This window comes from Chryseobacterium joostei (assembly GCF_003815775.1).
GTDB lineage: Bacteria > Bacteroidota > Bacteroidia > Flavobacteriales > Weeksellaceae > Chryseobacterium > Chryseobacterium joostei.
The window spans coordinates 2,281,069-2,296,468 of sequence record NZ_CP033926.1 but is presented as its reverse complement, the minus strand read 5'-3'; the positions used below and the strand labels follow the sequence as shown (position 1 = coordinate 2,296,468).

The 15,400-nt window shown below is 36.7% G+C and carries 12 protein-coding genes; 3 read left to right on the top strand and 9 right to left on the bottom strand.

Features of this window, described 5'->3' with window-relative positions; all coding sequences use genetic code 11:
* Nucleotides 1-74: 74 nt before the first annotated feature.
* The gene (gene lnt, locus EG359_RS10495) at nt 75-1,709 is read right to left on the bottom strand and encodes an apolipoprotein N-acyltransferase (RefSeq protein ID WP_076354462.1); all 1,635 of its coding nucleotides are present in this window, start codon (nt 1,707-1,709) and stop codon (nt 75-77) included.
* Between the two features lie 55 nt (nt 1,710-1,764).
* Between lnt and EG359_RS10490 the strand changes: the two genes are divergently transcribed.
* Nucleotides 1,765-2,187, top strand: coding sequence for a VanZ family protein (locus tag EG359_RS10490; protein ID WP_076354460.1), 423 nt, complete (start codon nt 1,765-1,767; stop codon nt 2,185-2,187).
* On the opposite strand, the gene proC is transcribed toward EG359_RS10490, so the two are convergent.
* From proC to EG359_RS10450, 8 genes are all read right to left on the bottom strand, one after another.
* Entirely contained in the window at nt 2,168-2,971 is an 804-nt protein-coding gene (gene proC / locus EG359_RS10485; protein ID WP_076354458.1) for a pyrroline-5-carboxylate reductase, read from the bottom strand. The two genes, EG359_RS10490 and proC, sit on opposite strands and share 20 nt — an antisense overlap.
* Before the next feature lie 145 nt (nt 2,972-3,116).
* A complete protein-coding gene (locus EG359_RS10480; RefSeq protein WP_076354456.1) occupies nt 3,117-4,265 on the bottom strand; it encodes a cytochrome-c peroxidase in 1,149 nt (382 codons plus the stop codon).
* Nucleotides 4,266-4,267: 2 nt separating this feature from the next.
* Nucleotides 4,268-5,800 (bottom strand): DUF6850 family outer membrane beta-barrel protein, encoded by a 1,533-nt coding sequence (locus EG359_RS10475; protein ID WP_076354454.1) that lies wholly within the window; start codon nt 5,798-5,800, stop codon nt 4,268-4,270.
* Nucleotides 5,801-5,827: 27 nt separating this feature from the next.
* The gene (locus tag EG359_RS10470; RefSeq protein ID WP_076354452.1) at nt 5,828-7,066 is read right to left on the bottom strand and encodes a DUF4876 domain-containing protein; all 1,239 of its coding nucleotides are present in this window, start codon (nt 7,064-7,066) and stop codon (nt 5,828-5,830) included.
* A 21-nt stretch (nt 7,067-7,087) separates the two neighbouring features.
* Nucleotides 7,088-9,841 carry a TonB-dependent receptor plug domain-containing protein gene (locus tag EG359_RS10465; RefSeq protein ID WP_076354450.1) on the bottom strand — a complete coding sequence of 918 codons (2,754 nt, stop codon included), beginning with the start codon at nt 9,839-9,841 and terminating at the stop codon, nt 7,088-7,090.
* Between the two features lie 138 nt (nt 9,842-9,979).
* Nucleotides 9,980-10,993 carry a UDP-N-acetylmuramate dehydrogenase gene (gene murB, locus EG359_RS10460; RefSeq protein ID WP_076354448.1) on the bottom strand — a complete coding sequence of 338 codons (1,014 nt, stop codon included), beginning with the start codon at nt 10,991-10,993 and terminating at the stop codon, nt 9,980-9,982.
* Between the two features lie 3 nt (nt 10,994-10,996).
* Nucleotides 10,997-11,476 carry a hypothetical protein gene (locus EG359_RS10455; protein WP_076354446.1) on the bottom strand — a complete coding sequence of 160 codons (480 nt, stop codon included), beginning with the start codon at nt 11,474-11,476 and terminating at the stop codon, nt 10,997-10,999.
* A 9-nt stretch (nt 11,477-11,485) separates the two neighbouring features.
* Nucleotides 11,486-12,691 (bottom strand): pyridoxal phosphate-dependent aminotransferase, encoded by a 1,206-nt coding sequence (locus EG359_RS10450; protein WP_076354444.1) that lies wholly within the window; start codon nt 12,689-12,691, stop codon nt 11,486-11,488.
* Between the two features lie 225 nt (nt 12,692-12,916).
* On the opposite strand from EG359_RS10450, the gene EG359_RS10445 reads away from it, so the two are divergent.
* Nucleotides 12,917-14,713, top strand: coding sequence for a fibronectin type III domain-containing protein (locus EG359_RS10445; RefSeq protein WP_076354442.1), 1,797 nt, complete (start codon nt 12,917-12,919; stop codon nt 14,711-14,713).
* Between the two features lie 104 nt (nt 14,714-14,817).
* A complete protein-coding gene (locus tag EG359_RS10440) occupies nt 14,818-15,273 on the top strand; it encodes a DUF1801 domain-containing protein (RefSeq protein WP_076354440.1) in 456 nt (151 codons plus the stop codon).
* Nucleotides 15,274-15,400: the final 127 nt, after the last annotated feature.

Genomic DNA, 15,400 nt, shown 5'->3' with positions numbered 1-15,400 from the left:
TTCTATTGCAGGCCTGGCGGATAACGCAGATTCTTATATTGTATATTTAAGCGAGTGTAATTAATATTTAAACACTATGCCTTCTTTGTTTTTGCCTGAAACCATTTAATCAGAAAATAAAATAATAGAAATCCTAAGGCAAAGATTGAAAATCTTGAAAGAAGATCTCCTGCCCTCGAGTAGAACGTCATGGTATCATAAAGATTTACCTTGGCAAACAGAGTGGTTTGGTCACCATAGAATGTATCAGCCACTATTTCACCTTTTGCATTGATATGCGCTGAAATTCCACTGTTAGCAGCACGAGCAATTTCTCTTCGGGTTTCGATGGCTCTCAATTTGGCATAGGATAAAAGCTGCTTATGTCCTTCCGTAACTCCCCACCATGAGTCATTGGTCATAATTCCTAAGAAGTTAGCCCCCTTTTTTACATAGTCAGTTACAAATTCACCGTAAATGCTTTCATAGCAAATAATAGGAGCAATTTTCCCTTTGTTGTAAGGATTAGAAAAAGCCACTCTTTCTTTATCTGTTCCCAAGGAGGCTACAGTTCCGCCCAGATTAAGCATTGCATCGCCCAGAATAGGTTTAAGAACACTCATATAAGGGAAGATTTCAACACCCGGAACAAGTTTTCCTTTGTGATATACCTGTACTTTTTGATTAGGCGCAAGCTGAATAGATGTATTGTAGCTTGCCACCCAGACCCCTGGATTTATTGGATAAGCTTCACTAGGTACTTTGGCAGGATCAAAATAAAAACGATGTGAAGAAATCCCTGTTGCAAAAACAGATCCCGGATGTTTGGCTAAAAAGTCTTTGATATTATTTAAAAGTAAACTCTTTTCAAAAGCAGTTTCAGAAATAGAGCCTCTGCCCGGAAGCGCTGTTTCCGGAGCTATATAGTAATCAATTTTTGTAGTCGAGTTTTTTTCCGCAAGATTAAGAAGATCCTGCTCAATTGTTAAACTGTCCTTAGAATATTTTTCTGCGTAAGGATCAAGATCAGGTTGCAGCATCAGGACATTGACTTGCCCGGATGGTTTTTCATTGAAGTTGTTATACTTAATGATTGAAATAATCATCGGAATAGCAATTAAGCCTGCTACAATGGATGAATTTCTAATCAAATCCTTTGTTTTTCTTCCTGCTTCCCATGTTCTTACAGTATAGAAAATTAAGACATTGATGAGAAGAATCCAGAAGCTTCCGCCGGTTGCTCCTAAGGTATCATACCATTGAATTAATTTAGGATAATCTGAAAACACGTTACCCAAGTTCAGCCAAGGCCAGGTAAGCTCCCAACCCAAGTGAAATTTCTCAAAACTCATCCAGATGGCAATAAAGAATCCAAGTCCCCAATAAGTTCCCTGTGCATTTTTGTACCAATGATAGCACTGGAAAACCAAGGAATATAAAAGAGAGTTAACAAGAACCGGAAATACAACAGCCATCATAGAGTGGCTTCCGTCCGGGTTTTTAGAACCATATAACCATCCTGTGGTCACAACATTCCAGATGATAAAGCAAAGATAGGAGAGTCCAAAGATGATCCAGCCTTTTCTTTTATAATCTGAAAATTTTGAAATTCCATGTTCCATCATCAAAAGAGGAACAAGAGCGAAAAATATAAAAAACGGAACTCCATAAGTTGGCCATGAAACCGACAGCAGCATTGCTGAAATAAGTGTAAGTAGAACGTATTTCATTAAATTATTTTAACATACAAATTTAATGTTTTTGAAATGAATATATTAGCACTTCATGTTAAAGAAAATTTATAAAATCATTATTATTCCTTATTCGCTGTTTTTGCTCTACCTGATGTTTCTGGGAATGGGTAGGTTTCAGTATGATGATAACTTGATTACGGTGGAACCAGTTTTCTCTACCATCAAATTTATTCAGGGGGCAATGTCCTGGAAAGATATTGTAGTGATTGTAATTGGAAATATTGTAATGTTTATTCCTTTTGGTTTTCTGGGATGGATCTTTCCGGAATTAAGGAAGCTGAAAACATTGATTTTTACTTTTGTTTCAGCAATTGTCATTGTAGAAGCACTCCAATACTTTACAAGAATGGGAATATTTGAGGTAGACGATATCATCCTGAATACTTTTGGAGTGTATTTAGGATGGCGGTTTTGTCGGTTTATTGAAAAAAGGTTTAGTTATTTAGTTCTTTAGCTCGCTTTTCAGCATTTAAAATTCCCTGCTTTAAAATTTCTTTAAAATTGTTTTCCTCAAATGTTTTTAAGGCTGCTTCTGTAGTTCCGCCCTTGGAGGCAACATCCTTAATAAGTTCTTCAAGGTTTTTTTCAGAGTTGTTAATTAAATGATAAGCTCCCAGCATGGTTTGCTTTACAAAAAGCTTGGAAAGGTTTTCTTCAATTCCCATTTCCACTCCTGCCCTGATCATGGCATCAATAATATAATAAAAGTAAGCAGGCCCGCTTCCTGAAAGTGCGGTAACACCATCCAATAGGTCTTCATTCTCCAGATAAACAGACCTTCCTGTACTGTTTAATAGCCTTTCAATATTGATAAGCTGGCTGAATGAGATGCCGGCTGCAGCGGTATAACCTGTAATTCCCATTCCTAAAAGAGTAGGAGAGTTGGGCATAGCTCTTACCACCAATGGATGGTTCAATAATTTTTGAATTTTCTCAATATTAATTCCGGCCATGATGGACAGAACCATCTGGTTTTCCTTTAAGGTAAATTGAATATTCTGAGCAACAGTCTGGAAATCCTGTGGCTTTACAGCAATAATGATAAGGTCTGCATCCAGATCTTTCACCTCTTCAAAGGTGGAAATTTTTGACTTGGTAAATTCTTCCGCTATTTTGGAAATTTTTGATGAATTTCGAATGATAAGATGAAGGTTTTCTGGCTTGATCAGTTCATATTTCAAAAATGATTTTGAAAATGACAATCCCATGTTTCCGGCTCCCAAAATAGCTATTTTCATATTGTTGCGTTATTTTTAACGAAAATAATGTTTTTTATTGTGACAGGAAAGATTGTTCAGGGGAAAGCTTAAAGTTATCGTCGTATTATTCAACGAAAAAGTCCGGTATTGTACCAGACTTTATTTTTTTGATTTAAACCATTTCTTATTCCACGGGGAAATCAGGTCTTCTCATTTTATACTTTGTTCCCGAAAGAGCTTCAAGGAAAGAAACCAGTGCCTTTCGTTCTTCTTTCGTCAGCTTTAAAGGCTTTAATAAAGGGTCAGTCACAGGATAAAGCGGGTCCTTTTGCTTCGCTTCGGGAGAGGGGTCTATCATGTGCATTCCGCTGTTGTACATATTTACAACTCCTTCAAGTTCATTGAAAAGTCCATTGTGCATCCATGGTTGTGTAAGCATCAGATCTCTTAATTGAGGAGTTTTGAACTTACCTACATCTTCAGCATTTTTGGTAATATTATACAACCCAAGATCCTCATATTTTCTTTTATAATAGGTCAACCCGATATTATGAAAAGATTCGTCTGTAAGGTACTGGCCGCTGTGGCAGTTCATACATCTTGCCTTGGTCCGGAAAATATGCATCCCATAGATCTCCTCGTCAGATAATGCAGTGTATTTTCCTTCTAAAAACTTATCAAAACGGCTTGGCTGGCTTTTGATGGTTTTCTGGAAGTCTGCAATAGCTTTTACAATTCTCTCATAGGTTACCTTTTCGTCCCCATAGGCATTTTTGAAAAGCGGTTTATATCCTTTTAATGCCTGGATTTTTGCAGGTAGTGTTTTTACATCCATGGCCATCTCATGATGAGCGCTCAAAGGACCGGCTGCCTGCTCTTCAAGGGTTTTTGCTCTTCCGTCCCAGAAAAACAGCTGTCTTTCCGCAATATTATAAAGAGATATTGTATTTCTGTTTCCTTGAAGGTGATCGTTTCCTAAGGCTACATGTCTTCGGTCTGACCACCCCATTTCAGGATCATGACATGAGCTGCATGAGATCTGGTTGGATTGGGATAATTTTGGATCAAAAAATAGCGTTTTCCCCAAGATAATATTGGGCTTGTCTTGCTCTGCAAAAAATGCGGAGTCAGATGTAATGGGTGAGAACTCATTCCATTTTACACCATAGTCAATAGTTGGTTTTGGCCATTCTGATATTGCTTTCTTATAGCTTTTCACAATATCTTCAATGGTAGGCTCCTGAAGTTCGAAAAGTTCCTGATTTACCTTAGGAGTAAAGCTTAGTAAGATCATTACAGCTCCGCCTAATCCCCAATAGATTATTTTTTTCATGTCTAAAATGTTATCCCGATACTCGCACTTACAAAATTATTATTTTCTTTCTGAATCTTCTGAGACTGATACTGTACTCCTACAAAGAAAGCAGGAAGTTTTTGCAGTTTAAAGTCATATCTTACTGAGGCTCCCAACGTGGTCATATCACTTGCCTGGTACATATAATCCTGAAGAATCCATTCGTTTACAGCTGCATTTCCTGTAGTAGTTAATGCATTGAAATTTTTGCCAACTACTCTTTGCGAGAAATAAGGTTGTACTGTCAATACGTGATTTTCTTTGATCCGCTGCTTATAATCTACATTGATTCCGAAATAGCTATACGTAAATTTTTGACCTGCAGTAGGATAGAGTCTTCTTTCCTTGATTTCTTCATATGCAAAGAACGGAGTTGCCGTAACAGAAAAGTCTTCCTGAGTGTACTGGTAAAACCCTTTTACTACAGTGGTATAATCTTCCTTACGATACGATTTTCTTTTATAAATCTGTTGTAAACTTGCTGTATTCAGTGAATACCCATATTCATAGCCTGTTTTTACAGAAGAAGTAAAGTTGGCCAAAAGTCCGATTCGGTTTTTTTCATTGATACTTAAGAATTTTGCTCCTTCCACTTCAATAGTTTTATTTTCCAGATCAGAAAGATCATAAAATAAGTTGGAAGATGTGCTGTTCACATAGCTTTTAATGTTGTTGGATTTCCCCCAAGCAGCCTGAAGATAAAAATCTCTACCCTTTTTATTGGCGATCTGCAACCCTCCTTTATAGGCGAATTCTTCAAAAGAAACATTGGGATTGGCACTTCCGTTGAACAAGTAATTTGAAAATCCAAAACCTGACATCTGGTACGTATAAGGTCTACCCAATAAACTCTGAAATGTAATGGAGCTATTTTGAGTGTACTTGCTGAATTCACCAAATACTCCTATTTCATATTCTTTGTAGAAATTATAGTTCAAGCCTGCCTTTATGCGGAGATCAGAAGTCGTACTTTTTAGTCTTGGATCCTTGGCACGGAATCCCATTTGCGCAAGATAGCTTACTTGCCCTGCAATAGTCCATCGGTTAAATTTCTGTAAATATCCTCCTGCAAACTGATAGTGTTCAAGGTTTAATTTTCCTCCGGCAGAATCTGCAGTGATGTAAGGTGCTACACGGTCATAATCTAATGATTCGTTCCATTGGAGTAGTCCTGTTTTTAGATTTTGATAGCTTGCATTTCCCCAGACATAACGGTTTGGTTTTAATTTTTGAAATGATTTTGCTTCCACAGTTAAGCCTTTATCTCCGTTTCCGAGCTGCTGGCGGTAAATTTTCTTATCATTGTTATGATAGCCAACACGGAACTCCGAAAATGAAGAAGGACTATAACCCGACATGGAAGCCGGGTTATTGAAAAAATTATCTTTAAAATTTCTCTCTGTATCGTATTGGTTGTTGATCGTCTTAAAAAGACTGATGCTGTCCTGTGCTTTCACAGAGGGAAAACACATGTTGACCAATACCAGAAAGAAAAATGTTTTTGTATTGAACATAATGTATTGAAAGTATAAACCGATATTTTAATGAACAATACCGTCTTTTAAACTAGCTTCGGAATCCTTAACGAAGTCATTCGAAGAATTGTTGGTGTCCATGTAAAGATTTTTATTCCCTACCATTTTTCCAGTAATCTTACGTCTTACAGATTTTCCGAAACGGGTAGGGTCACTGTCTACTGATCCTGCAGAAGTCCATCCTGCATCAATGCCAGGAGCTGTTAATGTGTGGAAAAACTTGGTAGGAACACTATTATTAACTCCATCTATGATCCATGAATTTGGAATTGAATAAACACTTCTTTTGGTAACGGTTCCCGCAGAATTGATATAACTAAAATCGTATTTACGGTTTTGAAGGAAGGTGTCTTTTGATTCTCCAGCCGGGAAACGTGCTATTACGTAGCTTTCAAACCCTCTGTTGTGCATGATAAACATATTCTTTGCTGTAGTAAAGGCAACATCTACATTAGGTACAGCCGGATTGTCAACCTGTCCCAGAGCCGGAGCTGTTGAGGGGAATTCAAAGTCTGCATTATGAAGATCAAAAGCGGTACTTGTCTGCGCTTTGTGGTTAATTGCATTATCTGCTACAACGATAAAGTCACCTGGTTGTACAGGGTATTTCTTTATGGCTTGATCTACTTCGTTTGTAGGTAAAATCAGAACTCCTTTTACCGGAAAATATTGGTTGACGTCATAAGGAGTAGGGTTATCATCTTCAGTCGTCATAAATTGAGACTGGCCAATGATCAGGTTATCTGCATATAAAACTTTGTCCGTATTATTTACGATTTTAAAATAACGGCTAGAGTTATAGTTTTTACCATCCGGAGTTTTAACTCCTGTAAAGAATACTTCTTCAATGATAAAATCCTCATGGAATGTTTTAAAATATAGAGGAACCGTAATATTGGTCGCCATTGTGGTAATATCAGCAACTGCGGTACCGGCGGCATCAGTAGTTGTCAACTGAGTGGTAACTACTTTACCATTCACAATAATCTTATAAGAACCATAAGGAACTTGTATGGAGGTTGCCGTTACTTTTTGAGTTTTTTTGTTGATAATCGCTCCTGTATTCACTTCTCGAAGTTCAATATCCAGATTTTCGTAAGAATTAATATTCTCACCGGTAAAAGATAAAGTTAGGACACCAATTTGTGCGGTCTGTACTCCGAATTCATCATCTGTACATGAGGTTACTGTAAATGCAGCTCCCATCATGGCTACAAAGCTTAATAGTAAAACTGTTTTTTTCATGCTATTTCCTTTTAGTATATTTTAAAAATTGTAGTTTAATTCCATTCCGAAGTAAGGGGTATTCATCCTTTTTCTGTATACCGTCACATTGTTGAATGTGTACGGTGCACTATAATTGAAAAGTCTGTTAACAAATAATGAGGTGCGCAATGCCTTATAAATGCTTTTCGTGATCTTTACATTTCCTGTGATTGTAAATGTGGTAAGCCTGTCCAGATTATCAGAAACGGAAACATTTCTTACCAGCCATTGTTTATAGGTATCTGTTTTGTCGGCTTCTGTGTAAGGATGTATTACACCATCCATTCCATAATAAGAAATAGGTTCGGCAATTCTTCTGTCATTTCTCGAGTGATCATATAAACTACCCTGAAATGATGTTGAAACAATCAGATCTAGGCTTGGGATATAAGTATCTACAAGAAGGTTGTAATTTAAATTTGAATTAATGTATCCATTATCGCTTTTGTAGATTCCATAATAAGGGTAAATCTCTGAACCAATGGTTACCGGGGGTTTATAAATAACAGGCGCTGAATTTCTGTATTGTGACTTAAACCATGCTCCCGTAAAGGTAAACCTGGTGTTGATAGCCTTTATTCTTGGGGAGGTATAGCCAAATTCGATACCTTGTTTCAGGGTTTCGCTTCCATTCTCTGTAGTGGAGTAGACCCCGAAAATATTTTTTACTTCATACGGAACATTCGTTAAGTCTGGTCCGTTGGGAGTCCATTGAGAAATATCCACCTTTGTGGCATCATATTGTTTATAATTGTGAACAGCTGTCTGATCCATAGTACGGAAGCCATTGTTCATGTTTTCCTTGAAATAGGTCATAAAGAACTCATGATTTCTATAGGCGAGATCTAAACGGATTTCCTTTTTTATACTTTTTGCTGCCTGAATATCCTTATTTTCTCTTGGCTGTACATACGTCATAAAGTTGACATATCTGTATTGTGCATCATTATGATAATAGTTCAGCTGCGTATAATCCCAATATTCATTATTTGGGTAAAGCATCAATAAAGTAGGTTGTTTGTAGAAAAGTCCATATCCTAGTGTAACATCTGTTTTTAAAGGATAATTATTGATCATGATATGAGGCAGACTGTATTGAAAATTCAATCTAGGTTCTGTGAATACCTTTTTACTGATGGCGTAGGAATTATCGATTCCCAGATTTTTAGAAAATCTTAAACCTGCATACAAAGTGAATTTATGCTGGTCAATAGCATAACTCATTTGATCTCCTACAAAAGCAGCGAACAGACTGGAAGCAGGAATGGCATTGTAAGCTCTAGGTCTTGTAATACCTGTACTGGCAGATGGCGGAGTTTTCATATCATATTGAAGTCCCTTACCATTGTTTTTAGAATACCTCCAGTCGAGACCCGCTTCATACTGATGTGTAATTCCCATTGTTTTTTTTGTACCAGTCGCTTGTAGGAAAGTAGTAATATCCAATGGCTTTCCTTCTGTAGAAAATTCAGCAACATAACGAAGATCCGGGAAATATCCTACATTTTCTCCCTGTTCGGTAGCAAGTGAAAAAGAGCGTGGCCCTGATAATTGTACCAGTTTTACCTGTTCTATCTTTTCAAATCCTTGACGGATGGCTGTATTTAAAGCCAGCTTATTGAAAAATGAATTCTTATCCAGCTGATAGATGAAATTATTCGTGAAGCTGATTCTTTTATTGTTGGACGTATACTTGTCAATAGATGGGTATCCGTTGTCCGGGTCATACTTTTTATTATCAATATTCGTAGAGAAATCAATGTTTGATCTCCATTCCAATGGTCTTGACCATAGTGTGGAAATCTTTTTTGAACGAATAGAGGCCGTAATACGCTGATAGTTTTCAAAATCATCAGTAGGATTTGATTTTGAATCCAGAAAATCTGCACTGGCACTCAACTGCCATGTATCAGTTAATTTAAACCCCTTACCTACATAATACTGCTTACTGAATCCATCCGCCTTGAATCTTGCCTGTAAAGGAGATGCTTTTATTTTCCTTTCAATTTTGATTAATCCGGAAGTTAAGTCTCCATAGGCTGCAGACGGAATACCACGAATGACCTCTACCTTTTCAATATCGTTGGTAGAAATGGTTCTCATATCAACTCCTGAAGATGAGGTTTCCCTGTATTTCGGAGCTTCCAGAAACTGTTTTTCGTCCAATGAAACCTGCATGTCTGCATTAGAGTTTATGATATTGTCATCAATCATAAACTGTATACCCAGTGATGAGGTGTTATATTGATTACCGGTATAGATTCCTGTATTTTCCCGAAGCGTAGCTTTATTTACTGAATTTAGCATCGGTGCCTTAGAAAGTCCTCCGGGAAGTAGCTCCATTAAGTCAGTAAAACTAGATGGCTGAAGATGCTGCATGGCCTGTCTGTCAATAACAGACTTGGTTGTTAAGCCCTTACTTTCCTTGGAAAATACAACAATTTCATCCAGTTTGTTGATCGGCTGAAGCTTGATGGTGATATTTTGTGGGGAAGAATGACTGATGCTCAGTTCCTTTTCCTGATAGCTTGGGTGAAGAACTTTTACAAGATACTTACCATTGGAAATAGAAATACCGGTAGTTCCATTCTTATCAGTAGTTAAAGAGGTCTGGTTGATGATAACAGAAGCGCCTCCTAATTCTTTATTGTTTTCATCAAAAACGGTGATGTTCAGTTGTGATTTTTCATCCTGAGCGTGTATACGCTGTATACTGAATATGAAAAAGAAAACAAGAAATAAAGATCTAGTCATTTTTATTTATTCTAAATAAGCAGACGGCGAAATTATAAAATATAATAATGCAGACCAATAGTTATTTAGAATAAATTAAAATAATAAACAAATGTCAGGAAAATAACCCTGAAAATGTTATATAATATAATGCGGAATTTATATAATATTCACTTCCCGCTCAAGTTCTATCCCGAATTTTTCCTTTACAGAATTGATGATTTCAGTAGAGAAATCAAAAATCTCTTTTCCGGTTGCAGTTCCCGTTGCGTTGATGATCACCAATGACTGAAGCTTGTGTGAGGCTACATTTCCAATCTGCTTACCTTTCCATCCACATTGTTCAATGAGCCATCCTGCAGGAACCTTTACCATATTTCCGTTTGGGTATCCCTGAATATTTTCAAACTTCTGTTGAAGAGCTTCAAATTGTGCCAAAGGAATGGTAGGGTTCTTAAAAAAGCTTCCGGCATTTCCAATCTCCTTGGGATCCGGTAATTTACTTTGTCTGATGCTGATCACGGCCTTAGAAACATCTTGAATCGTAGGTTGCTCAATTCCCATGTTTTTCAGTTCAGAAGTAATGGCTCCGTATTCTGTCTTGATGTGGTGATCTTTTTTAGTAAGCCTAAAGGTAACTTCAAGAATAATATATCTGCCTTTCCCTTCCTGCTTGAAAATAGAATCTCTGTAACCAAACCTGCATTCTTCAAGGTTGAAAGTCTTCAGTTCAAGGTTTTCCAGATCCAATACCTTACAGCTTACAAATACATCCTTGATTTCTGTTCCGTAGGCTCCGATATTCTGCATTGGAGAAGTTCCTACATTTCCTGGAATTAAAGAAAGATTTTCCAGTCCGCCATAATTTTTTCCAAGACAGTCTAGAACGAATTCATGCCAGTTTTCACCAGCCTTTGCTGTTACAAGAACTTCATTTTCGTTAAGGTTTTCCTCAGAAATACCTTTTAAATTAAGCTTAATGGCAAGTCCGTCAAAATCTTTTGTCAGCAGAATATTACTTCCGCCTCCCAACAATAAAAGAGGAAGAGATTTTGCCTTTGAAAAACTAAGGGCATCTTTTAACTCTTCAATGTTATTAATTTCAATGAAATATTTTGACTTGGCATCAACGCCAAATGTATTGTAAGGCTTTAATGAAAAATTTTCTTGCATGTTTTATTTGTATTCTTGTGGAAGAATTAGATCTAATTGTTCTTTAAACTGTTGAAGTTGTGGGTAATGTTCAGTATCTGCAAAAGAATTAACGTAGATATGAATCTTTTTTTTGGTTTTTATCTGAAAAGTCTCATCAATTCCATCCACCGATTGCTGGCTCGGAGAACTTTTTATTTGGTCAAGATCCTTAACGTTGATCGAAGATCTAAGACGCTTCCATGTATCAATGTTAATGGCCGAAGACCATTCCTGATGAGTTTTATTGGCTGTAGCACCTTTTTCTGCAAAGACAGAATCTTTTGTGACTTTGATGATCCTGTATTCACCCATTGTTCCTCCAATATGAGATAACCTGATAGAAGTTATTTCATTGGTATTTTTAGAAGCAACAGATGACTTCTGTTTTTCACAGGAAAAAAATGCCGACAGCAAAAGAATCGAAAAGAATATTTTCAGATGGATATTTCTTGTTGTCGGCATGATATAATTTTATAGGCTAAATTCTTCTCTGTACTTCTTTAGGGCTTCCTTAAGAATTTCAGCACTTTTCTTTAAATCTTCTTCTTTTAAAACGTAGGCAATTCTTACCTGTTTTTTTCCTAGTTCAGGGTTGCTGTAGAATCCACCTGCAGGAGCTACCATAATGGTTTCGTTGTTATAAGAATATTTCTCTAATAACCATTGTGCAAATTTTTCAGTATCATCTACCGGAAGTTCTGCAACACAGTAGAATGCTCCTCTTGGCTTAGGGCAAATTACCCCTGGAATAGCATTTAAAAGATCTACTAAAATATTTCTTCTGTGTGTATATTCTTCTCTTACTGCTCTGATGTAAGCACCGTCATTCTGGTGTGCTGCTGTTGCTGCAATCTGTCCCAAAAGAACCGGGCTTAATCTTGCCTGCGCAAAAAGCATCGCTGCATTACGGATTTTTTGAGAACGGGTAACCATACATCCAATTCTTACTCCACACATAGAATAACGCTTGGATTCCGAATCAATAATAATACAGTTTTCGCTCAATTCAGGGAAGTCAAGCATTGAAATCTGCTGCTTTCCGTCATATACATACTCTCTGTATACTTCATCTGAAATGATAACAATATCATATTTTAGAGCAATTTCAGCAAGCTTTTGTAGCTCTTCACGTGTGTACAGGTATCCTGTAGGGTTTCCTGGGTTACAGATGATGATTGCTCTTGTTTTTTCTGTAATTTTTTTCTCAAATTCCTCAATAGGAGGTAATGCAAAACCAGTATCAATGGTGGATGGAACAGCTACTACATTTACATCAAATGTACTGGTGAAACCATTGTAATTTGCATAGTAAGGCTCAGGAATAATCACTTCATCTCCATCATCACATAAAGTTGAAATGGCAAAGTTAAGGGCTTCAGAACCACCATTGGTAACAATAAAGTTATCCGGAGTAAGATCTGAAAAACCTAATGAATGATAATATTCGGTAAGGGCTTTTCTGTATTCAATATTACCTTCAGAAAGCGCATATTCCAATACTTTTAGATCGATGTTCTTTAAAGCATTTAAAGCTGTTTCCGGAGTTTCAATATCAGGCTGTCCGATATTAAGGTGATATACTTTTATTCCTTTCTGTTTTGCTTGTAATGCAAAGGGAACCAGTTTTCTTACCGGTGATGCCGGCATATGCAGTGCTCTGTTTGAAATATTTGGCATTGTTCAAAAAATTTGTATGACAAAAATAGGATTTAATTTCTCAATAATAAAATTCAGAGTAAGAAGATAGTGGCTCATCGTTCCTCTCATTCCTTTTCCATAATGAATAACTCAAATTATTTGGATACTGATTTTAGATAGATTTTAATTTTTTATTAAATATTTATCAAAAATATTTCTGTTATATTGGTATTTTTATTAATTTTCGATTCAAATATAGATAAAATGACAATAAATTTATTTTTTAAAGCTTTTCCGGCTATTGCACTTCTTTCAGCATCTGCTATGATGGGGCAAAACTTTCAAACAATGCCTGTTAGTTCAGGATATACCGCTGATGTTATTGCTAATGGAATAGGTTCTTCCATGATTTCTACCACAACCGATGTAGATGGAGTTTCCTATAATTTTGTAGCAAGGGATTTTCAACTTACTGCAACAAGCACACCTATTACTTATGGTATTCCTACCAATGGAACTATTAATTCTGTAGTGGCTTCAACACCGGGTTTAAGTTTCCAGCTTGGAGATCTTTCCGGTAATAATTCCTTAAGAATCAATAGCAATGCTGCAGGAAGTAATTCCGGAACACTTGTATTTAGTAATCCAGTGGCTGCTTTTAAATTATATATGCTTTCTACCAGTGGAAGTGGAAGTTCTACAGTTACCATAACAGTTAATTTTACAGATAATACTACTCAGGTTTTTACTGGACAAAGTATTTCAGACTGGTATGGCGGAAATAATTTTGCCATTCAGGGAATTGGAAGAATTCTAAGGACTTCAGATTCGTTGGAACCTAATTCTGCCAATCCAAGATTATATCAAAATGTTTTAACTATTGATCCTGCTAATCAGGCAAAACCCATTCAAAGCGTTACTGTAACAAAAACAAACAGTGCAGGAGTGGTGAATGTCTTTGCTTTTTCAGCAGATGCCTATACAGATTGCCTTGCTCCAACAACAGAAGCGGCAACTGCAGTAACTTCAAACTCTGCTCAGATTTCATGGACGGTTCCGGCAAGTAATCAGACTACAGGTTATGATATTTATTATAGTACTAATTCAGCAGTTCCTGCTAATAATGTAAATCCTAACCATTCTAATGTTACGGGTACTTCTTATACTCTGAATAACTTATCTCCAAGTACAACTTATTATTATTGGGTAAGGGCCAATTGTAGTACAGCAACAAGTAAAAGTGCATGGTCATTCTCAAAATCATTTACCACATTATGCGGAGCGGTAGTTCCATCATATACCAATAATTTTACCAGTTATCCAGGAAATTGCTGGGCTAATGCGCTTTCTGGCGGAACTCCGGACACCGGGCCTACAGGTACTACTCCTTATTGGACTCAGCGTAATTTCTTAAACGGACCATCCAATGGGTCTGCACATATGAATTTATATGGGACTTCAAAAACAGGATGGCTTAAGACACTGCCATTTAATCTTTCAGCAGGAGGATATAAAGTGAAGTTTGATTATGGAGTAACTGCGTATAGCGGAACAGCCTCTTCAGCAATGGATAGCGATGATGTAGTTCACTTCCTGGTTTCCAATGATGGAGGAACTACGTGGACAATATTGCAAACCTGGAATGCTAATAACAGTCCATCTAATACATCCACTGAGTATACCTTTAGCTTGGCAAATTTTACAAATGCCAATACCGTATTTGCCTTTTATGGAGATACCGGACCGGTAGATGATGATCTTGATTATAATTTCTATGTTGATAATTTCACAGTTGAAAAAGAGCAGTTAAGCACTTCTGAAGTAAGCAGCCAGACCAAAAAAGCAGCCGTTCATCCAAATCCGTTTAAAGATATTCTGTATATCTCAGACACGAGGAAAGTGAAATCTGCGAGCGTTGCAGATGTATCCGGAAGAATTGTAAAAACTACTGAGGGAGCTGTAAAAGAATTAGATCTTAGCAGACTGAACTCTGGGTTGTATTTTGTTACGCTTTACTTTAAGGACGGATCTAAGTCCACCGTAAAAGCAATTAAAAAATAATTTTTTTAATGTAAATAAAGTTAGGCGGCAGTACATTTTTGTGCTGCCGCCTTTTTATATCAAATGATTTTTTTATTAACTTCAAAGCTTAAAACTAACTGAAAATGCAAATCTCATCCCAATCTATTGAAGACTATATTTCAAAGATCCCAGAAGAAAGACAGGAGGTCTTTAAAAAGCTTTTTGATACCATCAATTCCAATCTGCCAAAGGGTTTTGAAGATACCACCAATTACGGAATGATTGGCTGGGTAGTCCCTATGGAAACGTATCCTGCAGGTTATCATTGTGCTGCCAATACTCCTTTGCCGTTTATCAATCTGGCCTCACAAAAGAACTTTATAGCACTTTATCATATGGGATTGTATTCCAAGCCGGAGCTTCTTGACTGGTTTGTTGCAGAATATCCTAAACATTCAAAGAAAAAACTGGATATGGGCAAATCCTGTGTCCGTTTCAAGAAACCGGAAGATATTCCCTTTGAATTAATCGCTGAACTGAGCAAGAAAATGACCGTAGAGGACTGGATTGGTATTTATGAATCACATTATAAGAAGTAGTTTCAAATTTTTAATTGAAATACAGATGAAATTGAACCACAAAAGTCACAAAATCTTTAACACTTAAGTAAGAATAAGTTATTATAAACACGGTTGAGAAAGAACACTCAAGTTTCTATGAAAATCT

What these genes read in the sequence shown, in the direction of transcription:
- EG359_RS10455 (WP_076354446.1), bottom strand. Translation starts at nt 11,476, where the DNA reads ATGCCGACAACAAGAAATATCCATCTGAAAATATTCTTTTCGATTCTT.
- proC (WP_076354458.1), bottom strand. Translation starts at nt 2,971, where the DNA reads ATGAAAATAGCTATTTTGGGAGCCGGAAACATGGGATTGTCATTTTCA.
- EG359_RS10440 (WP_076354440.1), top strand. Translation starts at nt 14,818, where the DNA reads ATGCAAATCTCATCCCAATCTATTGAAGACTATATTTCAAAGATCCCA.
- lnt (WP_076354462.1), bottom strand. Translation starts at nt 1,709, where the DNA reads ATGAAATACGTTCTACTTACACTTATTTCAGCAATGCTGCTGTCGGTT.
- EG359_RS10445 (WP_076354442.1), top strand. Translation starts at nt 12,917, where the DNA reads ATGACAATAAATTTATTTTTTAAAGCTTTTCCGGCTATTGCACTTCTT.
- EG359_RS10475 (WP_076354454.1), bottom strand. Translation starts at nt 5,800, where the DNA reads ATGTTCAATACAAAAACATTTTTCTTTCTGGTATTGGTCAACATGTGT.
- EG359_RS10490 (WP_076354460.1), top strand. Translation starts at nt 1,765, where the DNA reads ATGTTAAAGAAAATTTATAAAATCATTATTATTCCTTATTCGCTGTTT.
- EG359_RS10450 (WP_076354444.1), bottom strand. Translation starts at nt 12,691, where the DNA reads ATGCCAAATATTTCAAACAGAGCACTGCATATGCCGGCATCACCGGTA.
- EG359_RS10480 (WP_076354456.1), bottom strand. Translation starts at nt 4,265, where the DNA reads ATGAAAAAAATAATCTATTGGGGATTAGGCGGAGCTGTAATGATCTTA.
- EG359_RS10465 (WP_076354450.1), bottom strand. Translation starts at nt 9,841, where the DNA reads ATGACTAGATCTTTATTTCTTGTTTTCTTTTTCATATTCAGTATACAG.
- murB (WP_076354448.1), bottom strand. Translation starts at nt 10,993, where the DNA reads ATGCAAGAAAATTTTTCATTAAAGCCTTACAATACATTTGGCGTTGAT.
- EG359_RS10470 (WP_076354452.1), bottom strand. Translation starts at nt 7,066, where the DNA reads ATGAAAAAAACAGTTTTACTATTAAGCTTTGTAGCCATGATGGGAGCT.